Consider the following 23,326-nt stretch of genomic DNA (forward strand, 5'->3'; position numbering starts at 1 on the left):
TTATGGCACGGGGGAATGTGTCGAGTGTAGACGGGCATTGCGGGGGGAGTGGGGCAGTACGGGATTTTATCTATGCAAAACAAAACCCCCGGCATGGGCCGGGGGTTCTGGTATCACTCGTCGAGGAAGGAGCGCAGATGCTCGCTTCGCGTCGGGTGGCGCAATTTGCGCAGCGCCTTGGCTTCGATCTGACGGATCCGTTCACGGGTCACGTCAAACTGCTTACCGACTTCCTCAAGGGTGTGGTCGGTATTCATGTCGATGCCGAAACGCATGCGCAGTACCTTGGCTTCACGGGCAGTGAGGCCGGACAGTACGTCGCGAGTCGCTTCTTTCAAGCTCTCAACAGTGGCGACATCGATTGGCGACTGCATAGTCGAGTCTTCGATGAAGTCACCCAGGTGGGAGTCTTCGTCATCACCGATCGGGGTTTCCATGGAGATCGGCTCTTTAGCGATCTTCAATACCTTACGGATTTTATCCTCAGGCATTTCCATGCGTTCGCCCAGCTCTTCCGGGGTCGGTTCGCGACCCATTTCCTGCAACATCTGCCGGGAAATACGGTTGAGCTTGTTGATCGTCTCGATCATGTGCACCGGAATACGAATGGTGCGGGCCTGGTCGGCGATCGAGCGAGTGATCGCTTGACGGATCCACCAGGTGGCATAAGTCGAGAACTTGTAGCCGCGACGGTATTCGAACTTGTCCACAGCCTTCATCAAGCCGATGTTGCCTTCCTGGATCAGATCGAGGAATTGCAGGCCACGGTTGGTGTACTTCTTGGCGATGGAGATCACCAGACGCAAGTTCGCTTCTACCATCTCTTTCTTCGCGCGGCGGGCTTTAGCCTCACCGATCGACATGCGACGGTTGATGTCCTTGATCTCGGCAATCGTCAGACCGGTTTCGGTCTCAAGTGCAGTCAGCTTCTGCTGGCAGCGGATGATATCCGGCTGCAGGCGACCAATGGCTTCAGCATACTTCGCCTTGCCTTTGGCCAGAGCGTCGCTCCAGCTTTCGTCAACTTCGTTGCCCGGGAACTGGCGCAGGAAGTCAGTACGCGGCATGCGAGCATCACGAACACAGAGCTGCATAATCGCACGCTCTTGTGCGCGCAGACGCTCAAGGGCGCTGCGAACGCGTTCAACCAGGCCTTCGAATTGCTTCGGAACCAGCTTGATTGGCATGAACAGCTCAGCCAGCGCCAGCAGCTCGGCAATTGCCAGCTTGTTGGAGCGACCGTGCTTTTTCAGGGCCTTGCGGGTGACTTCCATTTGATCGGAAACCGCACCGAAACGCTGGGCAGCGATGATCGGGTCTGGACCGCTTTCGACTTCTTCTTCGTCGTCGGTGCTGGCTTCAGCCTCGTCGTCATCGGAGTCGTCGTCCGCTTTTGCGGCTTTCGCATCGACAGGCGGCGGTACTTCGGCAGCAGGCGGCGCAATACCGTCGTCCGGGTCGATATAACCGCTCAGGACGTCGGACAGGCGGCCACCTTCGGTGGTGACGCGAGTGTACTCGGAGAGAATGTGGTCAACCGTGCCAGGGAAGTGCGCGATTGCGCCCATCACTTCACGGATGCCCTCTTCGATACGCTTGGCGATTTCGATCTCGCCTTCGCGTGTCAGCAACTCGACGGTACCCATTTCACGCATATACATGCGCACAGGGTCAGTCGTGCGACCGATGTCGGTCTCCACCGCGGCCAACGCAGCAGCGGCTTCTTCAGCGGCTGCCTCGTCGGTATCGGCGTCGGCCAACATAAGGGCGTCCGCATCCGGAGCACTCTCGTGTACGGGGATCCCCATGTCATTAATCATGCGGATGATGTCTTCCACCTGCTCAGGATCTGAAATATCCTCAGGCAGGTGGTCGTTGACCTCTGCGTAAGTCAGATACTTCTGCTCACGACCAAGGGTGATCAACTCTTTGATACGAGACTGCTGTTGCGCTTTTCCGGACATAACACCCTATCCACTGAAGGTCTTGGCGGGCAAAAAACAAGCCGAGGATTATACCCGAGCTATGACCTCACACGCCAGCTGAGGTCGGGTTTGATGCGGAAACATTCTGTTTTAAGAGGTCGCGCATCTGTTTTGCTATCTGAATTTGCTCTTCAGCCGATAATCCTGGCTGTCTTGCTCTCTTGATGAGTTCATCGAGGGTTTGCGTATGCTGACCCGCAGATAACCTAGTAATGGTGTCTAAAAACTGTTGTTCAAGGTTATCGCCGTCAATTAGCCACTCCTTTTCCGCAAGTGCTTTCAACAAGCGCCCTTGTTCTGTGCCGTGCCAGCGTGCCATCAGCTGAATTGAGTTTAGCTTAGGATTTTTCTGCACGGCTTCGATCAGCGCGATCAGCACCTGAGCGTAGGTATTGCTCGCATTGGCAAAATGGTCGGCACTTTCGACCTTGCCCGCCAGTTGCGGGTGGTGAATGAGCGTGCGCAGGGCGATCAGCGTGGGCGCTTCTACGGCAACTGGCGTGCGTGGGGCGTAGGCCTCATCGCGATCGCCACGCTTGCCGTTCTTGCTCCACGGTTTCTTGTCCCATTTCTTGCCGCCGGCACCGGGCTTCTTCGGCGTCCATTCCTGCTGGGGCGCGTAGGCCTCCTGCGGCTGGAAGTCGGCATAGTCCGGCATGGCGTCGTAATCCATGCCCGGGTCGTAGGCGGGCGGAGCATCCTGCGGTGCGCTGTGCACCAACTGACTGACGGCTTCGCCGCTTAGCCCGGTAATTTCCAGCAGGCGTTGGCGCATCAGGGTGCGCAGGTTGGCGCCAGGCACCTTGTCGATCAGCGGCGCTGCGAGGGTGGCCATATGGGCCTTGCCTTCAAGGGAGCGCGGATCGGCTTCCTCAGTCAGTTGCTGGAAGAAATAATCGGCCAGCGGCTGCGCATGTTGGTTGATGCGTGCACGGAATGCGTCAGTGCCTTCGGAGCGCACCAGGGTGTCCGGGTCCTCTCCCTCGGGCAAGAACAGGAAGCGCGCGCGGCGCCCATCCTGCAGGCTCGACAGCGTGGCTTCGAGTGCGCGCCAAGCGGCGTTGCGGCCAGCCTGGTCGCCGTCGAAGCAGAACAGCACGCTGGGCACGACGCGAAACAGGCGCTTCAGATGTTCTTCGCTGGTGGCGGTGCCAAGGGTGGCGACGGCGTTGCGCAAGCCTTGCTGGGCCAGGGCGATCACGTCCATATAGCCTTCAACCACGATGATTTCATCGAGGTTGCGATTGTTCTTGCGCGCTTCGAACAGGCCGTAGAGTTCCTGGCCTTTGTGGAACACCGGGGTTTCCGGGGAGTTCAGGTACTTGGGTTTGTCGTCGCCCAGTACGCGGCCACCGAAGGCGATGATACGGCCGCGGCTGTCACGGATAGGGAACATCACGCGGTCGCGGAAGCGGTCGTAGCGCTTGCCGGTCTCGGCGTTTTCCACCAGGAGGCCTGCGTCGATCATCGCTTTTTGCTGCAGAGTGTCACTGCTCAAATGTTTGTACAGGTTGTCCCAGCCGGGTGGCGCGAAGCCGAGACCGAAGTCGCGAGCGATTTCACCGGTAAGGCCGCGGCCCTTGAGGTAATCGACGGCCGCCTTGCGCTGAGGATGGCTCTTCAGTGCCTGCCGGTAAAAGTCGGCGGCGGCAGTGAGCAGCGGGTATAGCGGCGAATCGGTGGGTTGCCGTGGTTTGTGCGGGCGGCCACTTTCTTCGCGGGGGACTTCCATGCCGGCGGCTTTCGCCAGGTCCTCGATTGCCTGGGGGAAGTCCAGGTTGTCGTGGTCCATCAAGAAACCGAGGGCGTTACCGCCTGCGCCGCAGCCAAAGCAGTAATAGAACTGCTTGTCCGGGCTGACGCTGAACGACGGGGTTTTTTCTTTGTGGAACGGGCAGCAGGCGGTGTAATTCTTGCCGGCTTTCTTCAATTGCACGCGCGAGCTCACAACATCGACGATGTCGGTGCGGTTCAGAAGGTCGTCAATAAAGCTCTGGGGAATTAGCCCGGCCATGGCGTTCTCGTCATCACTGCGTGTAAATGAGGGCCCGTGAAGTGCTCAAGCGCTTGGGTCGAGTGGCTCGACCATCAATCGTCTGCTTGGGCTGTATGGAAGTGTATCTGCCGAACATTCACTGACGTTAATTTCTATCAGTCTTCGGCGAAGAAGTGTTGCCCCTGGCTCCGGTCTTGGCCGCTGGCGGCCTCGGAAGCTCATCGATGGGCACAGCCGACCGTTGATCGCCTGTTTACAGAATAAGTGTGCTCGTCAGTAGCCTTGTTAGGCTCGTCAGAAGAGACGTGCACCGCTGGCAAAAGAGCCAGTCCTGACGTGTGAAGCAGTTGTCTCAGTCGCATGTGCGGCTTCGACGATGAAGCATCAAGCGATATCTGCAAATGCCAATAGCCCGGCTGAAGGGCCGGGCTTGGCAGAAGCTTGCTACGAACGTCTGTGTATTAGTACAGACGAACGGCGCGGCGCTGCTCGCGTTGAACTTTCTTGGCGTGACGCTTAACAGCGGCTGCTGCTTTACGCTTACGCTCAGAAGTTGGCTTCTCGTAAAATTCGCGGCTACGAACTTCGGCCAGTACACCGGCTTTTTCGCAGGAGCGCTTGAAACGACGCAGAGCTACGTCGAAGGGTTCGTTCTCTTTAACTTTGACGGCTGGCATCCAGAGCTACCTTCTTTCATTACCGGGATCAACGTTCTCGTCGCAAAAAATTCGCGGCTGAGGTCGTCGGTTTTTAAGGGTTGCGGATGTTAACCCCTCATTGACCGGAATGCAAAGCCTCTGATCGAAAACCGCTAGTCGGGAGGGGGAGTGGCGACTATTATGCGCGCCTTCGAATTTAGCCTCTACAAGGCGCAAACCCATGCTAGTACTGGGACTTGAAACCTCCTGCGACGAAACCGGTGTCGCACTTTACGACAGTGAACGCGGGCTTTTGGCCGATGCACTGTTCAGTCAGATCGACCTGCACCGCGCTTATGGCGGCGTGGTGCCGGAGCTGGCCAGCCGTGATCACGTCAAGCGCATGCTGCCCTTGATTCGCCAGGTGCTGGACGAGGCCGGTTGTGTGCCGACCGAGATCGACGCGATTGCCTACACGGCGGGCCCTGGATTGGTCGGAGCCCTTCTGGTTGGGGCCTCTTGCGCACAGGCGCTGGCTTTCGCCTGGGGTATTCCAGCCCTGGGTGTGCACCATATGGAAGGCCATTTACTGGCGCCGATGCTGGAAGAAAACCCGCCGCAGTTCCCGTTCGTCGCTTTGTTGGTTTCGGGGGGGCATACGCAGCTGGTTCAGGTCGACGGAATCGGTCAATACACGCTTTTGGGCGAGTCGCTGGACGACGCCGCCGGCGAAGCTTTCGACAAGACTGCGAAGATGATGGGCCTCAATTACCCCGGCGGGCCGGAAATCGCCCGTCTCGCCGAAAAGGGCGTTGCTGGTCGCTACACATTCCCGCGTCCGATGTGCGATCGCCCCGGTTTGATGTTCAGCTTCAGCGGGTTGAAAACCTCTGCGCTGAATACCTGGCAGCGCAGCGTCAGCGCCGGGGACGACAGTGAGCAAGCCCGTTGCGACATCGCTCTGGCGTTCCAGCAGGCCGTGGTGGAGACTTTGACCATCAAGTGCAAGCGTGCTCTGAAGCAGGCTGGCATGAAGCGTCTGGTGATTGCTGGCGGCGTCAGCGCAAACAAGGCGCTGCGCAGTTCATTGGAAAAAATGCTCGGTGATATGAAGGGGGATGTGTTCTACGCCCGCCCTGAGTTTTGCACCGACAATGGCGCCATGATCGCCTATGCCGGTTGCCAGCGTCTGCTGGCGGGGCAGCACGAAAGCCTGGCGATCAGCGTGCAGGCACGTTGGCCGATGGAGCAGCTGCCGCCGTTGTAGGCCGTTATTTGGGCGCGACGTGAGCCAGGCTCATCTGGGGGATTTAAAAATGCCGTTCGCGCCCGGCAAACAGGTCGCGTAAATTGCCCCGATGGCGCCAGACGATCAGCAATGTCAGCACGCTCATCGGCAGCAGCGCCGCCGGTTCCTGCCAGGCCAGCAATGGCAGGGTGAGCGGCGTGGCGATCAGCGCCGCCAGTGAGCTGGTGCGGGTCAGGTAGAACGTCAGCAGCCAGGCAAGCACGGCCAGTAGTGCCGCCGGTGGGTAGATCCCCAGCAGCATACCGGCCGCCGTGGCGACACCTTTGCCGCCGCGAAATCGGAAGTACAGTGGAAACAGATGGCCCAGGACGGCGCACACGCCCACCCAGGCCTGCTGTTGCAGGGTAAGGCCGGCGGTGCTGGCGATCAGCACGGGCAGCAAGCCCTTGCACAGATCGCCCAGCAGCGTCAGCACGGCGAGCTTCTTGCCGGCCAGGCGCAACATGTTGGTGGCGCCAGCATTGCCGGAACCACTCATTCGCGGGTCGGGGTTTCCCGTCAGGCGGCTGAGCAAAATGGCGAAGGACAGCGAGCCGAGCAGGTAGGCGAGAATCGCCAGTGACCAAAACATGCTAACTATTCCGGGCGAGGACGCCCTGATTCTAACGGGGCATCGCGCCCTTGTCGTGCTGCGGAGAAGAGCTTGGACAGAGTGTTTATCGAAGGCCTGGAAGTCGACACCGTGATCGGGGCCTACGACTGGGAGCGCGGGATCCGCCAATGCCTGCGTCTGGACCTGAGCTTCGCGTGGGATAACCGCCCGGCCGCCGCAGGTGACGACCTGACCTTGGCGCTGGATTACGCCAGCGTTTCGGCGCGTATCCAGGCGTTTGCCGAACAGTCCCAGTACCAACTGGTGGAAACCTTTGCTGAGCGCTTGGCCCAAGTGTTGATGAGTGAGTTCCAGATTCCCTGGCTGCACCTCAAACTGACCAAGCCCGGCGCAGTACCGGCCGCCAAAGGTGTGGGCGTGGAGATTGAGCGCGGATGTCGCTAACTCAGGTTTACCTTGGCCTCGGTAGCAATATCGAGCGCGAGCTCCATCTGTGTGCCGGGCTCGACGCGTTAGCGAGCTTTCTGACGGATATGCGCTGCTCGGCGGTGTTTGAAAGCCAGCCGGTGGGCATCAAAAGCGGGCCATTCTTCAATCTGGTGGTGTCGGCCTATACCGACCTGTCGTTGACAGAATTGGACCGCCGTCTTAAGACCATCGAAGCTGAAAACGGCCGCTACGCGCCGGACCGCAAAGGCCTGCCATTGGACATCGATGTGCTGCTGTACGGCGAGTTGGTGGGGGATTTCGACGGTTTGATTCTGCCCCGTGCGGAAATCCTGAAAAACGCTTTTGTTTTGTGGCCGCTGTCGTTGATGGCGCCGGACCGCGTGCATCCTGAGGTGGGTAAAACGATGGCTGATCTGTGGCGGGATGCGCAGATCGATCAGTTGCTGGCGCCTGTCGCCTTTGAGTGGCAGGGCCAGCACCTGACGCCGAATGCGCTTCTAATTCGATAGGGCGCGTTGTTCCTTGTAGGCCTGCAACGCCTTGAGCCGTTCGCGCTTCAAGGCTTCGCCCAGCTCAGGGCCTTTGAAACCCTTCTCCACCAATGGCGCCACCGCCACCTCGCGTGCTGTCTGCGCCGCACCGCGCAAATAATCTGCCTGTGGATAACTGCGTTGCTCGAAGCCCTTGCGGCCCCGGGCATCCATTTCACAGGCGACCACAAACTCCTCAAAGCGCTGCGGTCGGCGATATACGTCAAAACTTTGCAGTAACTCCAGCAGCGTCGAGGCTTTCAGCTCCAGCGCTCGATGGCCGTGGGTGTGATATTGACCCACCAGCAGCGCCAGCTCCTGGCAATCCCTTGGCACTTTGAAACGTTCATTGACTGCCTTGATCAGCTTCAAGCCCCGATGCTCATGGGCGATATGCTGCGGCAACTTATCCACAGGCGTTAGACCTTTGCCCAGGTCATGCAGCAGGCAGGCCCAGCGCACGGTCAGTGGCTGTTTGTGCAAGGCGGCCTGCTCCAGCACGCTCAAGGTATGCACGCCAGTGTCTATCTCGGGGTGGTGGGCCTCGGGTTGGGGGACGCCGAAGAGTGCATTCACTTCCGGCATCAAGGTTTTCAGTGCGTCGCAGTCGCGCAGGACCTGAATAAACACCTGAGGCTGATCTTCCATCAGCGCTCGGGAGATTTCCTTCCAGCTGCGCTCCGGCGTCAGGGCTTCCAATTCGCCTGACTCGCTGAGTTGACGCATCAGTTCCAGAGTCTGCGGTGCCACTGTAAAACCAAGATGTGCATAGCGAGCGGCAAAACGTGCGACGCGCAGAACTCGCAGGGGATCTTCGGCGAAAGCGGGGGAAACATGGCGCAGAACGCGGGCTTCGAGGTCACGCTGGCCGTTGTAGGGGTCGGTCAGGTTGCCGTCATCGTCTTCAGCCATTGCGTTGATGGTCAGGTCGCGACGGATCAGGTCTTCTTCCAGCGTGACCTCGGGGCTGGCGTGAAAGACAAAACCGCCATAGCCCCGGCCGCTCTTGCGCTCAGTGCGGGCCAAAGCATATTCGTCGCCGTTCTTCGGGTCCAGGAACACCGGGAAGTCAGCGCCTACCGGCTTGAAGCCCTTCGCAAGCATCTCCTCGGTGGTCGCACCGACAACGACGCGGTCGATATCAGTGACCTTGATGCCCAGCAGGCGGTCACGCACGGCGCCGCCGACTTTGTAGATTTTCATGAAAAAGCCTCCATTAGCGGCACAGGATACCGCCTGTGCCTGACCAATGGAGGCTTTGCTGTTTCAGAGGTGAACGACGGCCATGTCCAGGCGACCATAGTCGTTATCGTTGTGATCACTGCGCGGTGGAACATGGTGAGTTTTCATCACCTGATCGCCTTGCAGTGTTTCCAGATGGATGTCAAAACCCCACAGCCGGTGCAGATGCTTGAGTACTTCCTCGGTGGATTCGCCCAGGGGTTTGCGGTCATGTTGCTGGTGACGCAAGGTCAGCGAGCGGTCTCCGCGGACATCAATGCTGTAGATCTGTACGTTGGGCTCCCGGTTGCCCAGGTTGTACTGCGCGGCCAAGGTTTCACGGATGATGCGATAGCCGGGCTCATCGTGGATGGCCGGGACCACCAAATCGTCTTTGAGGTCGTCATCGAGGATGCTGAACAACTTGAGGTCGCGGATCACCTGGGGTGACAGGTACTGCAGGATAAAGCTCTCGTCCTTGAAGCTGCTCATGGCGAACTTGATGGTGGACAGCCAGTCGCTGCCGGCGATTTCCGGAAACCAGCGGCGGTCCTCTTCGGTCGGGTGTTCGCACATGCGCCGGATGTCGCGGTACATGGCAAAACCCAGAGCGTAAGGGTTGATGCCGCTGTAATACGGGCTGTCAAAGCCAGGCTGAAATACCACACTGGTGTGGGAGGTGAGGAACTCCATCATAAAGCCGTCGGTGACCAAGCCCTCGTCGTACAGGTCGTTCATGAGCGTGTAGTGCCAGAACGTCGCCCAGCCTTCGTTCATCACTTGGGTTTGGCGCTGTGGATAAAAGTACTGGGCGATCTTGCGCACGATGCGCACGATTTCCCGTTGCCATGGTTCCAGCAGTGGGGCGTGTTTTTCCAGGAAATATAGGATGTTTTCCTGAGGTTCGGCGGGGAAGCGTGCATTGTCCTTGTCGCTGTTTTTGTCGGCGCGTTTAGGAATAGTGCGCCACAGGTCGTTGATTTGCTTCTGCAGGTGCTCTTCGCGCTCCTTCTGACGCAGGCGTTCTTCCTCCGCGGAAATCGGGTACGGGCGCTTGTAGCGGTCGACCCCGTAGTTCATCAGGGCATGACAAGAGTCGAGCAAGTCCTCCACTGCGTCGATCCCGTGGCGCTCCTCACACTGCATGATGTACTGCTTGGCGAACACCAGGTAATCGATGATCGAACTCGCATCGGTCCAGGTGCGGAACAGGTAGTTGCCTTTGAAAAAGCTGTTATGCCCATAGCAAGCGTGGGCCACCACCAATGCCTGCATGCAGATGGTGTTTTCTTCCATCAAGTAGGCGATGCATGGGTCGGAGTTAATCACGATCTCGTAGGCCAGCCCCATCTGGCCGCGGGTGTAGGACTTCTCGGTGCTGAGGAAGTGTTTACCGTAGGACCAATGGTGATAACCCAGCGGCATACCAACAGACGCGTAGGCATCCATCATCTGCTCAGCGGTGATCACTTCGATCTGGTTGGGGTATGTGTCCAGGGCATAACCCGCCGCGATCCGACTGATTTCCTTGTCATAGGCCTGGATCAGCTCAAAGGTCCACTCGGAACCGGTGGAAATGGGTTGGCGCTTAGTCTCTTTTTTGGCGGTCATGTCACTAACCTGCGCTGGAAGAGTTCACGGAAGACCGGATAGATATCGCCGGCCGAGACCAGTTGCTGCTGGGCGAACGTGTCGGCAAAAGCTTCGCCGATGCGCTCATATTCGAACCACAGGGCCTGGTGCTCACGGGGGGTAATTTCAACGTAAGTGTAGTACTGCACGAACGGCATGATCTGGTTGATCAGAATGTCGCGGCAGATGGGCGAATCATCATTCCAGTTGTCGCCGTCAGAGGCTTGAGCGGCGTAGATATTCCATTCATTGGCCGGGTAGCGCTCGGCCATGATCTCCTGCATCAGCTTCAGGGCGCTGGACACGATGGTGCCGCCGGTTTCCCGCGAGTAGAAGAACTCTTCTTCGTCGACTTCCCGGGCGCTGGTGTGATGGCGGATGAACACTACGTCGATCTTGTCGTAGTTTCGCTTCAGGAACAGGTAGAGCAGGATGAAGAACCGTTTGGCGATGTCCTTGGTGGCCTGGGTCATGGAGCCGGAAACGTCCATCAGGCAAAACATCACCGCCTTGGAACTGGGGTTCGGTTGTTTGACGAGCAGGTTGTATTTCAAGTCGAAGGTGTCGAGGAACGGCACACGATGGATGCGCGCACTGAGTTTCTCGATTTCCGCCTCGATTTCCTGGATATCGCCGAAGTTATCCGGTTCTTCGCGCTTCAAGCGCGCCAACTCTTCCTTGGCCTCTTTCAATTTGGCGCGGCTGCTGCCCGACAGGGCGATACGCCGTGCATGGGCCGAGCGCAGGGTACGGATGATATTGATCCGTGACGGGTTGCCCTCGTTACTGATACCTGCCCGCACGGTCTTGAAGGTGTCGGTACCGGTCAGGTTTCGTTTGACGAGGTTGGGCAATTCCAAGTCCTCGAACATGAATTCGAGGAATTCCTCCTGGGTAATCTGGAACACAAACTCGTCCATGCCTTCGCCAGAATTGCCGGCTTTGCCTGGACCTTTGCCACCACCACCGCCTTGAGGTCGCTGGATATGTTCGCCGGTGGTGAACTCCTTGTTACCAGGGTGCACGACGGTCTGTTTGCCGCCGCGGCCATGGTGCAGGACCGGTTCGTCGATATCCCGTCCGGGAATGCTGATTTGCTCACCATGCTCCATGTCGGTAATGGAGCGGCGGCTGACGGCCTCTTCAACGGCCTTTTTGATGTGGTCACGGTAACGCCGCAGGAAACGCTGGCGGTTTACCGTGCTCTTGTTCTTGCCATTGAGGCGTCGGTCGATCACATAGCTCATGAGGAGCCCTCCGGGCAGCTTCACGTTACAAGCTTCAAGCGGCGAGCTGGAAGCTTAGAGACAAGCGGTCAACTGCCAGGCCCATGACCTGGCAGTGCACGCCTATCGCTGCCTTACTGCGATTTGCGAACCCGCAGATACCACTCGGAGAGCAGTCGTACCTGTTTGTCGGTGTAGCCACGCTCGACCATTCGTGTGACGAAGTCGTTGTGTTTTTGCTGATCCTCCTTGCTGGCCTTGGCATTGAAGCTGATGACCGGTAGCAGATCCTCGGTGTTGGAGAACATTTTCTTCTCGATGACCACCCGCAGCTTCTCGTAGCTGAGCCAGGTAGGGTTCTTGCCGTTGTTGTTGGCACGGGCACGCAGTACGAAGTTGACGATCTCGTTGCGGAAATCCTTCGGATTGCTGATGCCAGCGGGTTTCTCGATCTTTTCCAATTCCTCGTTGAGGGCTACGCGGTTGAGGATCTCGCCGGTTTCCGGGTCGCGGTATTCCTGGTCCTGGATCCAGAAGTCCGCATACAGCACATAGCGGTCGAAAATGTTCTGGCCGTACTCGCTGTAGGACTCCAGATACGCGGTCTGGATTTCCTTGCCAATAAACTCGATGTAGCGCGGCGCGAGGTACTCCTTGAGGAAGCGCAGGTAGCGTTCACGGGTTTCCGCCTGGAACTGTTCCTGTTCGATCTGCTGTTCCAGCACATAGAGCAGGTGCACCGGGTTGGCGGCGATCTCGTGCGGGTCGAAGTTGAAGACTTTGGACAAGATCTTGAACGCAAAGCGCGTCGATAGGCCGTTCATGCCTTCATCCACGCCTGCCGTGTCGCGGTATTCCTGGATTGACTTGGCTTTAGGGTCGGTGTCCTTGAGGTTTTCACCGTCGTACACGCGCATCTTAGAGTAGATGTTCGAGTTCTCCGGCTCCTTGAGGCGCGACAGCACGGTGAACTGGGCGAGCATCTTCAGGGTGTCGGGTGCGCAATGGGCCTTCGCCAGGGAGCTGTTGAACAGTAGCTTGTCGTAGATCTTGATCTCATCGCTGACTCGCAGGCAATAAGGCACCTTGACGATGTAGATCCGGTCGATGAAGGCTTCGTTGTTCTTGTTGTTACGGAAGGTGTGCCATTCCGATTCGTTGGAGTGGGCCAGCAGGATCCCGGTGAACGGAATCGCGCCCAAGCCTTCGGTGCTGTTGTAGTTACCTTCCTGGGTCGCGGTAAGCAGTGGGTGCAGCACTTTGATCGGTGCCTTGAACATTTCCACGAATTCCATCAGGCCTTGGTTGGCCCGGCACAGTGCGCCCGAGTAGCTGTAGGCGTCGGCGTCGTTTTGCGGGAATTCTTCGAGTTTGCGGATATCGACCTTGCCCACCAGCGCCGAAATATCCTGGTTGTTCTCATCGCCCGGCTCGGTCTTGGCAACGCCGATCTGGTTGAGGATCGAGGGGTAGAGTTTCACCACGCGGAACTGGCTGATGTCACCGCCAAACTCGGCCAGGCGCTTGGTGGCCCAGGGCGACATGATGGTGTTGAGGTAGCGGCGTGGGATGCCGAAGTCTTCTTCGAGGATCGCGCCATCTTCCGTGGCGTTGAACAGGCCCAGTGGCGACTCGAAGACCGGCGAGCCCTTGATCGCGTAGAAGGGCACTTTCTCGATCAGCTGTTTGAGCTTTTCGGCCAGGGACGATTTACCGCCGCCGACAGGGCCGAGCAGGTAGAGGATCTGTTTCTTCTCTTCCAGGCCTTGGGCGGCATGGCGGAAGTAGGAGACGATCTGATCAATGCATTCTTCCATTCCGTGGAAGTCTTCAAAGGCCGGGTAGCGGCGGATCACCTTGTTGGAGAATATTCGCGACAGGCGCGAATTATTGGCGGTTTCCACCAGCTCCGGCTCGCCAATCGCCAATAGCAGGCGCTCGGCGGCAGATGCGTAGGTGCTGCGGTCCTGCTTGCACAGCTCAAGATACTCTTGCAGCGTGAGTTCTTCCTGCTGTGTGGACGCGAAGCGTTGTTGGAAGTGGCTAAAGATACTCATGACGTCGTCACCTCGCTCGATACGTGGAGCCGACGCCGGATCTATCAGTCGATGCTGGCAGTCATTGACGATCGCCAATGGCCGTTTTCCCCCCAGAACACCCTAAACGCTACCGATGACCCGCACGCCGGTGTACCGGCTCTCCCCTGATTCGGATGGCCTGCGCTTAAGGATAGTTCGGAATCTGGGAGGTCAAGGCGTGATACGCAATTAGTTTGCCTGCGCCGTTCGTCAGAAACGGCGCGAGCCCAAGCGTCACGCGGGGTAGCGGGGTTTGAAAATATTTATTGCGAATCGCCCGAAGAAATTTCTGCAGGATAGGTCGTACGCCACAGCTCAAAACCACCGTCCAGGCTGTAGACGTCGGAGAAGCCTTGGCTGATCAGGTAGGCGGCGGCGCTTTGGCTGGAGTTGCCGTGGTAGCAGGCCACGATCAGTGGCGCGTCGAGGTCGGCGGCGCGGATGAAGTCGGCGATGTTAACGTTATCCAGATGCTGGGCGCCGGTGATATGGGCTGCCGAGTAAGTAGGCTGGTCGCGGATATCAACCACCACCGCGCCTTGCTCGCGCAGGGCTTGGGCTTGTTCGGGAGGGATACGTTTGAATTCGCTCATGGCGGGCTCCTTGTCTTGGCGGCGCTTAGCGTCTAGCGCTTGGCGGCAGCCGGCAGTGTAATGGGAAGGGGAGATTCACACTGGCAGCTGTGGCGCTCGCCAGTGTCGATGTTCATCAGGGTCATGGCGCCGCCCCACACGCAACCGGTGTCGAGGGCGAATACGCCGGGTTCGTTGCACTTGCCTTCCAGGGCGGCCCAGTGGCCGAAGATGATCTTCGTATCACGGGTCTTGCGTTCCTTATGGGCAAACCACGGCTTGTAGCCGGGCAGGGCGGTGTCGGCACCTTCTTTGCTCTTGAGGTCCAGCTTGCCCTCGGCGGTACAGAAGCGCATGCGTGTGAAGTAGTTGGTGATCACCCGCAGGCGGGCGACGCCCGTCAGGTCGTTATCCCACTTCACCGGTTCGTTGCCGTACATGCCGTCCAAGTAGGTGGTGTACAGGCTGTCATCGGCCAAGGCACTTTCGACTTCGGCTGCGCACTTAAGGGCTTTCTTCAGCGTCCATTGCGGCGGGATACCCGCATGCACGAGGGCCATGTTGCGGCCTTCGTCGTAATGCACGATCTTTTGCCGGCGCAGCCAGTCGAGCAGCTCGGCTCGGTCGGGCGCTTCGAGAATTTCCCGCAGGGTGTCGCCCTTTTTCAGGCGCTCGATATTATTGCCGGCCGCCAACAAGTGCAGGTCATGGTTGCCCAGCACGCACACCAGGGAATCACGCAGGCTATATAAGTAGCGCAGGGTTTCCAGGGACTCGGGGCCGCGATTGACCAGATCACCGACCAGCCAAAGCCGATCATTGGCCGGGTCGAAGCCCACGCGCTCAAGCAGGCACTTGAGCGGCTCCAGGCAGCCTTGCAGGTCGCCGACTGCGTAGGTCGCCATCAGTGCAGGGCTCCCGGTACGGCAAGGCGAAATGGCTTGATGATGGCGTCGAACAGTTGGCCATCGGTGGCTTTCATCTGATACGAGCCTTGCATGGTGCCGACCTTGGAGGTCATCACCGTGCCGCTGCTGTAGGTGTGGCTGGCGCCAATGTCGATCAGCGGTTGCTGGCCAACCACGCCTGCGCCGCGCACTTCTTCCACTTGGCCGTCACCGTCGGTGATTACCCAATGGCGTGATAGCAACTTGGCCGGCACCTGCCCGTTGTTCTTCACCGTGATGGTGTAGGCAAAGGCAAAGCGGTTCTGTTCAGGTTGCGATTGGTCCGCCAGGAAGCGGGTCACGACGCTGACGTCGATCTGGTAGCGAGGATCGGACATGCAAGAGGCCTTAAAAGCAAAAGCGGAGGACAGCAGATGCGGATCAGTCTAGGCCAAGAGGTGGGCACTAGGCCAGACATGTGTCTGGCCATGCCTGGGTGCTTCAGTCGACTGCTGGAGCAGGCTGGATGGCAAGCTGGTCTGCCAGGCGCACGAACGCGGCCAGGTCCAGTTGCTCGGGACGCAGGCTACCGTCGACGCCGGCGGCTTCGATTTCAGCTTGGCTCAATAGGGCCTTGAGCGTGTTGCGAAGGGTCTTGCGGCGTTGGTTGAACGCTTCGCGCACGACACGTTCCAGCAACTTGTGGTCCTTGGCCGGGTGGGGCAGAACGGCATGCGGTACCAGGCGCACAATGGCCGAGTCGACCTTTGGCGGCGGGTTGAATGCACCCGGACCCACGTTGAACAGGTGTTCAACGCGGCAGTGGTACTGAACCATGATCGACAGACGGCCCCAATCACCACCACCTGGGCCTGCGGCCAGGCGTTCCACCACTTCTTTCTGCAGCATGAAGTGCATGTCGCGGATGATCCCGGCGTTGTTCAGCAGGTGGAAAATCAGCGGTGTGGAGATGTTGTACGGCAGGTTACCGACCACGCGCAGGCTGTTAGGCGCGGCGTTGAGGGAGTTGAAGTCGAACTTCAGTGCATCGCCCTGATGCAGGTTGAAGTTGGATTTTCCGGCGAACTGCTGGTTGAGGATAGGGATCAGATCCTTGTCCAGTTCAACCACGTCCAGCTGGCCACCGCTGGCCAGCAGGCCTTGGGTCAATGCGCCCTGGCCTGGGCCGATTTCCAGCAGGCGGTCTTCGGGCTTGGCATGGATGGAGCGCAGGATGCGGTCGATCACGCCAGCGTCGTGCAGGAAGTTTTGCCCGAAGCGCTTGCGCGCCCGGTGTTGGTAATGCTCAGTCATATACGGGTCTCGGCCATCTGATAGGCGGTTTCCAGGGCCACGTGCAGGCTGCCGGTATCGATCTTGCCGCTGCCCGCCAAGTCCAGGGCAGTGCCATGGTCGACGGAGGTGCGGATGATCGGCAGGCCCAGTGTCACGTTGACGGCGGCGCCGAAGCCTTTGTATTTCAGCACCGGCAGCCCCTGGTCATGGTACATCGCCAACACTGCGTCGCAGTGCTCCAGATATTTGGGGGTAAACAGAGTGTCCGCTGGCAGTGGGCCACGCAGGTCCATGCCTTCTTGGCGCAGACGCTCCAGGGTTGGTTCGATGATGTCGATTTCTTCATGGCCCAAGTGCCCGCCTTCACCTGCATGGGGGTTGAGCCCACAGACCAGGATACGCGGTTGAGCGATGCCGAATTTTTGCTGCAGGTCGGCGTGCAGGATGCGCGTGACGCGCTCCACGCGTTCGGCGGTGATGGCGTCTGCGACGTCACGCAGCGGCAGGTGCGTAGTCACCAGGGCGACACGCAGGCCGCGTGTCGCCAACATCATCACGACTTGTTCAGTGTGTGTCAGTTCGGCGAGGAATTCGGTGTGGCCGGAAAAGGCGATGCCGGATTCGTTGATCACACCCTTGTGGACCGGTGCGGTGATCATGCCGGCGAAGTCACCGTCGATGCAGCCTTGCCCCGCACGAGTCAGGGTTTCGAGCACAAACGCCGCATTGGCCTTGTCCAGTCGCCCTGCAACCACCTTGGCCTGCAGCGGGGTATCCCACACATAGAGGCTGCCCGCGGGCGCCGGCAGGTCAGGCCAGTTGCCCGGCGCCACGTCCAGCAGGTTGATAGCCACACTCAGTTGCGCGGCCCGCTCAAGGAGCAGGTCGCGGCTGGTAATGGCAATCAGAGGGTATGGCTGAGGCTGCGAGGCGAGCAGCAGGCAAAGGTCTGGACCAATGCCGGCCGGCTCGCCGGGTGTTACCGCGAAACGCTGTGGTTTCACTGGGCTGCCTGGTCGGTGCCTGTTTGCTCGGCGCCTGGCAGCTTGTTTTCCACGTAGGCTTCGTCACGGATCTGACGCAGCCAGGTTTGCAGCTCTTCGTCGTACTTGCGGTTACGCAGTACGTTCAGCGCTTGTTGCTCGCGGGCCTGGCTGGTGTTGTCAGTGGCGCGGCGGCCAAGGACTTCCAGTACATGCCAGCCATATTGGGTCTTGAACGGCTTGGACAGTACGCCTTGCGGAGTATCGGCCATTACCTGTTGGAACTCGGGCACCAGCGCTTTCGGGTCGATCCAATTCAGGTCGCCGCCGTTGAGGGCTGAACCTGGGTCTTCCGAGAAGCTCTTGGCCAAGGTGGCGAAGTCTTCACCGCTTTCGATGCGGTCATAGATCTTCTGGGCCAGCTCCTTGGTTTGCGCCTCGGTACGGATTTCGCTTGGTTTGACCAGGATATGACGAACATGAACTTCGTCTTTCAGCGAGGTCTCGCCACCGCGACGTTCCAGCAACTTCAGGATAATGAAGCCACCTGGGGTGCGGGCTGGCTGGGTGATACCGCCCACTTCCATGGCACTCAGTTCACGGTCGAACGGAGGTGGCAGTTGAGCGGCTTTACGCCAGCCCATATCGCCGCCTTCAAGGGCGTTGTCGCTGCCGGACTGGGCAATGGCCATCTGAGCAAAGTCAGCACCGCCTTTCAGGCGATCATAGATAGCTTGGGTTTTCGCCGCTGCCGCATTCAGTTGCTCGGAGTTGGCACTGTCCGGGGTCGGGATCAGGATATTGGCCAGGTGCAGTTCTTCGGAAAGCTGCATCTTGCCCAGGTCGGAGGCCAGGAAGTTCTTCACTTCCTGCTCGGACACCTGCACTCGCTCGGCAACGCGACGCTGACGCACACGGCTGATGATCATCTCGCGGCGGATCTGGTCGCGGGCGTCTTCGTACGAAAGACCGTCGCGGGCCAGGGCTGAGCGGAACTGGTCGATGCTCATGTTATTGCGTTGAGCGATGGTGCCGACGGCCTGGTTCAGCTCTTCGTCCGAAATACGAATACCGGAACGATCACCGATCTGCAGTTGCAGGTTTTCGACGATCAAGCGTTCCAGTACCTGTTGGTCCAGGACGCTGGTAGGCGGTACACCACCGCCACGCTTGGCGATGGTTTGCTGAACTTCCTTGACCCGTTGGTCCAGTTGGCTCTGCATGATCACGTCGTTATCGACGATGGCCACTACCTTATCCAGCTGTTGAACCGCAGCGTGTGCCGATGCGGTCCCCAGGAACAGTGCGCCCAGCACTAGCGGGCGCAGACAATCAGAAAGCTTGGTCTTCACGTTCACGATAACCTTCAATGCCTTTGTCGAGGAAGCTCTCTACCTTGGCGCCGGTCAGGCCGCCGAGTCCTTTGAGGACGATCTGCAGGAAGAGCCCGTGGTCACCCTTTTCGTTCAGCGGGGCGATCTGGCTGTATTCGTCGTTGGAAACCCAGTAACGGTTGATGACGCGCAGTTTCCAGCAGCAGTTGTCGTACTCGAAACCACCAAAGGCTTCCAGGGTACGGTTGCGTGCGTAGTCATACTGCCAGCGGGTGATCAGGTTCCACTGAGGAATGATCGGCCACATCATCGAGAAGTCGTGTTGTTGGATTTTGTAGTAATCCTTCACGTAGTTCTGGTCGCCTGGCTGACCGTAGTCGCCACCGAACTGCCACTTACCGGTCAACTGGTTGTAGACAACCTGGTCGTTACGATAGCGGTAACCAACGTTGATGATCTTGTTCGGGTTGTCTTCCGGCTGGTAGTGAAGCATCGCGCTGCCGGAGCGAGGGCTGTGCTCTTCGGTGTCCCAGTTGTAGTCGGCCGTGGCGCGCCAGTCGCGGTTGAAGCGGAACTCGTAGTCCAGGGCAACCGGGGACACGTCGGACTGTGCATCGGCACGGTCGGCGGCCAGGATACCCGGCAGTTGAACTTCACGATCCTTGAAGTACACAGCTTGGCCCACGGACACGCGTTGACGCTCGAAGCCGTTTTCTTCGATCCAGCGGCTGGTCAAGCCAAGGGACAGCTTGTTTTCGTCGCCGATACGGTCGGAGCCGCTGAAGCGGTTGTCGCGGAACAATGACGCGTAGCTGAACGAGTACTCGCTGGTGTCGAACACCGGAATATCGGCCTGGTCCTTATTCGGCACGTAAAGGTAGAACGCGCGCGGTTCAAGGGTCTGGCGATAGTCTTTGCCGAACCAGTTGGTATTGCGATCGAAGTACAGGCCGCTGTCGACGCTGGCTACAGGAATTGCGCGATCCTGAGAGCTTTTGAACGTGCCGCCGGCATACGGATTAGCTGCAGTCGCGTTTGCCTGGGCAACAACAATGTCGTTCTTGCCTTTGCTGTCCAGATCAAGATCGTACTTCGTGTATACGTACTTGAGCTTCGGCGTCACAAAGCCGTAGGTCCAGTTCATCGGGTATGAAACGGCTGGCGCTACGTTCAGGCGAGTACCGTTTGCACGGGTCAGGCCGTTGATGTAAGTGTCCAGGCGACGCTCGGAATCACCGTTTTCATTGATAAAGTTGCCGCTTTCCAGGCTGCGTTCAAACCGAACTGCTTCGGTTTCGTAGCTGAAGTTCAACCCGCCTGGGTGGTATGGCAGCTGACCATTGAAGGTGATCTGTGGCAGTCGGTCATACGGTGTGATCTGGGAGATCGTGGCCAGCTGGTAAGCCTGGACATTCAAGCGCGCCTGGTAGGAGTCGCCGCGATAACTCACGGAGCCCTGCTGGTTGACGAAGTCCCGGCTCTCGACACCTTCCTGATAGGACTTGAGGTCCTGGAAGTAATAAGGGTCGCTGATTTTGGTGTAGTCGACCTGGGTCAGTACACGCGAATCCAACCCGCCTTTATGCTGCCAATTGAGCATGTAGCGGGTTTTTTCGTAATCGGTCTGCAGTTTGCGTTCGTCGTTGTCGTCGTTGAGGTACGCGCCGCCGAACTGGCCTTCGCTGGACTTGGTGAGGTAGCGGAATTCGCCTTCCATCATCATGCCGCGCTTGGTCATGTATTGCGGGTACAACGTGGCGTCGTAGTTCGGCGCCAGGTTGAAGTAGTACGGCGTAACCAGGGTGAAGCCGGTTTCGCTGCCGGTGCTGAAGCTAGGCGGCAGGAAGCCGGACTGACGACGGTCGTCGATCGGGAAATAGATGTAAGGGGTGTACAGGATCGGGATGTTCTTGATCCGCAACGTCGCGTTGGTGGCCGTACCGAAACCGGTGGCTGGGTTTAACGTGATGTTGTTGCCTCGAAGCTGCCAGGCGTTGCTGTCCGGCTCGCAGGTGGTGTACGTACCGTCCTTGAGACGGATGATCGCGTTTTCGGCGCGCTTGGCGTACAGCGCGTTACCGCGGATACGCGACTTGTGCAGTACGTATTCGGCGTTGTCGATCTGGGCCGCGCCGGTGTCCAACTGAACCTGAGCGTGGTCGCCGACGATCAGTGCACCGTTGTCACGCAGTCGTACGTTGCCGTTCAGCTCGCCGCGGCTTTCGGCCTGGTACAGGCTGGCTTCTTCGGCTTCAAGCTGCATGCTGCCCTGGCGCATGACGACGTCACCTGCCAGGGTCGCGACTTGTTGTTCCTGCTCGTAACGAGAGGCCTTGGCACCGATGAAGGTGGGCGCATCGCTCTTGTTCGTCTTGTCGTTCATGCCAGGACGAGTCGGCTCGATGTACGCACCGCCGCAATAAGGACCGGTTTCGGCCAACTGGGCTGCGGTCAACTTTTCGCGAGGTACCCAGTCCAAGTGGCTGTAGTCGGCGCTGCGTGAGCGCAGGCCACGGCCCTTGGATTCTGTGACCAGTGCGGTCTTGGGTTCGGCCGCGGCAGTGCCACCAGCTTCGGCCTGCGCCGTGCTGTTGGCCGAGCTGACGGCAGCGCCGTCATGCACCGGGCGCGGTGGCAATGGGGCTGCGGCGGTTTTCGGCGCGCAATCCCAGGCACCCGAAGCAGAGACTGAGCAGTCATACTGTTCCGCGGCGACCACGAATGAGGTGGCGAAGGGTTGCATGGCCAGCAGACTGCCGGTTACCAGCAACGGAAATTTTCTACGAAACGCGGGGGATTTCAATGCCATCTTATTAGTCCGGGCTTCCTGCGTGCCATCTGCCCGCGGTTTGGGCCGCACGCCTCTCGATGGTCTGAAAAAGATGCGTGATAATAAAGCATGACCCGCTTGACGGCTAGCGCCGTCGGAGACCCTTGTAATGCCTGAGCAAGATCTACGTTTACAACAGCTGGAAGTCTGGCTGGATGAGCAGTTGCCGATCCTTTTCAACGCTCAAGACTGGGGCTCCGTACCCCCGGCCACACTGACTGCGGCCAGCAGCGACGCGAGTTTCAGGCGTTACTTCCGTTGGGAGGGTGGCGGCCGGACTTTCGTGGTGATGGACGCTCCACCCCCCCAGGAAAACTGCAAACCCTTCGTCGATATCGCCCATTTACTGGCGAAGTCGGGCATAAATGTTCCAAAAATTTATGCAGAAGATCTGTCGCGCGGCTTTCTTTTGCTCAATGACCTGGGCAGAAAAACCTACTTGGACGTGATTGACGAACAAAACGCCGATCAGCTGTTTGCCGACGCCATCGACGCCTTGCTGGCATTCCAGCAGTTGCCGATGGACGCACCACTGCCCAGTTATGACGTTGCCTTGTTGCGCCGCGAGCTGGAACTCTTTCCCGAGTGGTACGTACGGCGCCATTTGGGTGTCGAGTTGGATGCAGAACAACAAGCCCTCTGGCAGCGCGTCAGCGACCGGCTGATCGACAGCGCCTTGGCGCAGCCGAAAGTGCTGGTGCATCGCGACTATATGCCGCGCAACTTGATGATCAGCGAGCCGAACCCCGGCGTGCTGGATTTCCAGGACGCGGTCTACGGCCCGGTCACTTATGACATTACCTGCCTGTTCAAGGACGCTTTCCTCAGTTGGCCCCAGGCGCGCGTACGCGATTGGCAGCGCGGTTATTGGGAGCGTGCGGGCCAAGCGGGCATCCCGGTGCAACCGGATTTTGATGACTTCCTGCGTGCCAGCGACCTGATGGGTGTGCAGCGCCACCTCAAGGTCATTGGTATCTTCGCGCGTATTTGCCATCGCGACGGCAAGCCGCGCTACTTGGCCGACGTGCCGCGCTTCTTTGCTTATATAGAAGCAGTGCTCGCCGATCGCCCGGAGTTGAGCGAATTGGCTGAGCTGCTGACCAGTCTGCGCCAACCCGCTGAGGCCAGCGTATGAAGGCCATGATCCTGGCCGCCGGCAAAGGTGAGCGGATGCGTCCGCTAACCTTGCACACGCCCAAGCCGCTGGTGCAGGCCGGCGGCAAGCGTCTGATCGAATACCACCTGGAGGCGCTGGCCAAGGCCGGCTTCACCGATATCGTGATCAACCACGCCTGGCTCGGCCAGCAGATCGAGAGCTATTTGGGCGATGGTGCGCAGTTTGGCGTACGCATCCGTTACTCCCCGGAGGGCGAACCGCTGGAAACCGGCGGTGGGATTTTCCAGGCGTTGCCGTTGCTGGGGGACGAGCCTTTTCTGGTGGTCAATGGCGATATCTGGACTGACTACGACTTTACCCAACTCAAGCAACCGCTCAGCGGCCTGGCTCACCTAGTGATGGTCGACAACCCAGCGCATCATCCCTCGGGCGGTGATTTCTTCCTTGATGAGGGTCTGCTTCATGATGCGGCGCCCGGTGCCGATAACCTGACCTTCAGTGGCATTTCAGTGCTCGACCCCCAGTTGTTCGCGGGTTGCAGTGCCGGTGCCTTCAAGCTGGCGCCGCTGCTGCGTGCGGCGATGGCCAAGGGTCAGGTAACGGGGGAACACATGGCGGGACGCTGGATTGATGTCGGCACGCTGGAGCGCTTGGCGCAAGTCGAAACCCTGCTGACAGCGGGGCAGTAG

20 protein-coding genes are annotated in these 23,326 nt (G+C 58.9%); 5 read left to right on the plus strand and 15 right to left on the minus strand.

What is annotated here, in order from left to right:
• Window positions 1-113: 113 nt before the first annotated feature.
• From rpoD to rpsU, 3 genes are all read right to left on the minus strand, one after another.
• The gene (gene rpoD, locus ACEN2T_RS19785) at window positions 114-1,964 is read right to left on the minus strand and encodes an RNA polymerase sigma factor RpoD (RefSeq protein ID WP_032883873.1); all 1,851 of its coding nucleotides are present in this window, start codon (window positions 1,962-1,964) and stop codon (window positions 114-116) included.
• A 67-nt stretch (window positions 1,965-2,031) separates the two neighbouring features.
• Window positions 2,032-3,999: a DNA primase gene (dnaG, locus tag ACEN2T_RS19790; RefSeq protein WP_032883872.1), complete on the minus strand. Its 1,968-nt coding sequence runs from the start codon at window positions 3,997-3,999 to the stop codon at window positions 2,032-2,034.
• 443 nt (window positions 4,000-4,442) lie between these two features.
• On the minus strand, window positions 4,443-4,658 hold the full coding sequence (gene rpsU / locus ACEN2T_RS19795) for a 30S ribosomal protein S21 (RefSeq protein WP_002551877.1): 216 nt from the start codon (window positions 4,656-4,658) through the stop codon (window positions 4,443-4,445).
• A gap of 202 nt (window positions 4,659-4,860) precedes the next feature.
• Here rpsU and tsaD point away from each other — a divergent pair, with 202 nt between their 5' ends.
• Entirely contained in the window at window positions 4,861-5,886 is a 1,026-nt protein-coding gene (gene tsaD, locus ACEN2T_RS19800; RefSeq protein ID WP_442117347.1) for a tRNA (adenosine(37)-N6)-threonylcarbamoyltransferase complex transferase subunit TsaD, read from the plus strand.
• A gap of 43 nt (window positions 5,887-5,929) precedes the next feature.
• On the opposite strand, the gene plsY is transcribed toward tsaD, so the two are convergent.
• Window positions 5,930-6,499: a glycerol-3-phosphate 1-O-acyltransferase PlsY gene (gene plsY / locus ACEN2T_RS19805; protein ID WP_032883869.1), complete on the minus strand. Its 570-nt coding sequence runs from the start codon at window positions 6,497-6,499 to the stop codon at window positions 5,930-5,932.
• 72 nt (window positions 6,500-6,571) lie between these two features.
• Between plsY and folB the strand changes: the two genes are divergently transcribed.
• Both folB and folK read left to right on the plus strand, forming a co-directional pair.
• Window positions 6,572-6,925 carry a dihydroneopterin aldolase gene (gene folB / locus ACEN2T_RS19810; protein WP_032883867.1) on the plus strand — a complete coding sequence of 118 codons (354 nt, stop codon included), beginning with the start codon at window positions 6,572-6,574 and terminating at the stop codon, window positions 6,923-6,925.
• Window positions 6,916-7,440 carry a 2-amino-4-hydroxy-6-hydroxymethyldihydropteridine diphosphokinase gene (gene folK, locus ACEN2T_RS19815; RefSeq protein WP_095185045.1) on the plus strand — a complete coding sequence of 175 codons (525 nt, stop codon included), beginning with the start codon at window positions 6,916-6,918 and terminating at the stop codon, window positions 7,438-7,440. Before folB ends, folK begins: the two co-directional genes overlap by 10 nt.
• On the opposite strand, the gene ACEN2T_RS19820 is transcribed toward folK, so the two are convergent.
• From ACEN2T_RS19820 to ACEN2T_RS19870, 11 genes are all read right to left on the minus strand, one after another.
• Entirely contained in the window at window positions 7,429-8,664 is a 1,236-nt protein-coding gene (locus ACEN2T_RS19820; protein WP_099601627.1) for a multifunctional CCA addition/repair protein, read from the minus strand. The genes folK and ACEN2T_RS19820 overlap by 12 nt on opposite strands.
• Window positions 8,665-8,727: 63 nt before the next feature.
• Complete coding sequence (locus tag ACEN2T_RS19825; protein ID WP_032883861.1) at window positions 8,728-10,293, minus strand: SpoVR family protein; 1,566 nt, start codon at window positions 10,291-10,293, stop codon at window positions 8,728-8,730.
• On the minus strand, window positions 10,290-11,561 hold the full coding sequence (locus ACEN2T_RS19830) for a YeaH/YhbH family protein (protein ID WP_016977872.1): 1,272 nt from the start codon (window positions 11,559-11,561) through the stop codon (window positions 10,290-10,292). The genes ACEN2T_RS19825 and ACEN2T_RS19830 overlap by 4 nt, the downstream gene beginning before the upstream one ends.
• 113 nt (window positions 11,562-11,674) lie before the next feature.
• Window positions 11,675-13,597: a PrkA family serine protein kinase gene (locus ACEN2T_RS19835; protein ID WP_003194732.1), complete on the minus strand. Its 1,923-nt coding sequence runs from the start codon at window positions 13,595-13,597 to the stop codon at window positions 11,675-11,677.
• A 284-nt stretch (window positions 13,598-13,881) separates the two neighbouring features.
• Entirely contained in the window at window positions 13,882-14,211 is a 330-nt protein-coding gene (gene glpE, locus ACEN2T_RS19840) for a thiosulfate sulfurtransferase GlpE (protein WP_032883859.1), read from the minus strand.
• Window positions 14,212-14,243: 32 nt separating this feature from the next.
• Complete coding sequence (locus ACEN2T_RS19845) at window positions 14,244-15,095, minus strand: symmetrical bis(5'-nucleosyl)-tetraphosphatase (protein WP_122681320.1); 852 nt, start codon at window positions 15,093-15,095, stop codon at window positions 14,244-14,246.
• Complete coding sequence (gene apaG, locus ACEN2T_RS19850; RefSeq protein ID WP_032883857.1) at window positions 15,095-15,475, minus strand: Co2+/Mg2+ efflux protein ApaG; 381 nt, start codon at window positions 15,473-15,475, stop codon at window positions 15,095-15,097. The genes ACEN2T_RS19845 and apaG overlap by 1 nt, the downstream gene beginning before the upstream one ends.
• Window positions 15,476-15,578: 103 nt before the next feature.
• On the minus strand, window positions 15,579-16,391 hold the full coding sequence (gene rsmA / locus ACEN2T_RS19855; protein WP_095185041.1) for a 16S rRNA (adenine(1518)-N(6)/adenine(1519)-N(6))-dimethyltransferase RsmA: 813 nt from the start codon (window positions 16,389-16,391) through the stop codon (window positions 15,579-15,581).
• Window positions 16,388-17,377: a 4-hydroxythreonine-4-phosphate dehydrogenase PdxA gene (pdxA, locus tag ACEN2T_RS19860; RefSeq protein ID WP_122763575.1), complete on the minus strand. Its 990-nt coding sequence runs from the start codon at window positions 17,375-17,377 to the stop codon at window positions 16,388-16,390. The genes rsmA and pdxA overlap by 4 nt, the downstream gene beginning before the upstream one ends.
• The gene (locus tag ACEN2T_RS19865; RefSeq protein ID WP_032883854.1) at window positions 17,374-18,714 is read right to left on the minus strand and encodes a peptidylprolyl isomerase; all 1,341 of its coding nucleotides are present in this window, start codon (window positions 18,712-18,714) and stop codon (window positions 17,374-17,376) included. The genes pdxA and ACEN2T_RS19865 overlap by 4 nt, the downstream gene beginning before the upstream one ends.
• Window positions 18,689-21,499 (minus strand): LPS-assembly protein LptD, encoded by a 2,811-nt coding sequence (locus tag ACEN2T_RS19870; protein ID WP_442117348.1) that lies wholly within the window; start codon window positions 21,497-21,499, stop codon window positions 18,689-18,691. The genes ACEN2T_RS19865 and ACEN2T_RS19870 overlap by 26 nt, the downstream gene beginning before the upstream one ends.
• Before the next feature lie 130 nt (window positions 21,500-21,629).
• Between ACEN2T_RS19870 and ACEN2T_RS19875 the strand changes: the two genes are divergently transcribed.
• Both ACEN2T_RS19875 and murU read left to right on the plus strand, forming a co-directional pair.
• A complete protein-coding gene (locus ACEN2T_RS19875) occupies window positions 21,630-22,655 on the plus strand; it encodes an aminoglycoside phosphotransferase family protein (RefSeq protein ID WP_032883852.1) in 1,026 nt (341 codons plus the stop codon).
• Entirely contained in the window at window positions 22,652-23,326 is a 675-nt protein-coding gene (murU, locus tag ACEN2T_RS19880) for an N-acetylmuramate alpha-1-phosphate uridylyltransferase MurU (RefSeq protein ID WP_122681324.1), read from the plus strand. The genes ACEN2T_RS19875 and murU overlap by 4 nt, the downstream gene beginning before the upstream one ends.

The organism is Pseudomonas sp. W22_MBD1_FP4 (assembly GCF_052113765.1).
Classification (GTDB): Bacteria; Pseudomonadota; Gammaproteobacteria; order Pseudomonadales; family Pseudomonadaceae; genus Aquipseudomonas; species Aquipseudomonas sivasensis.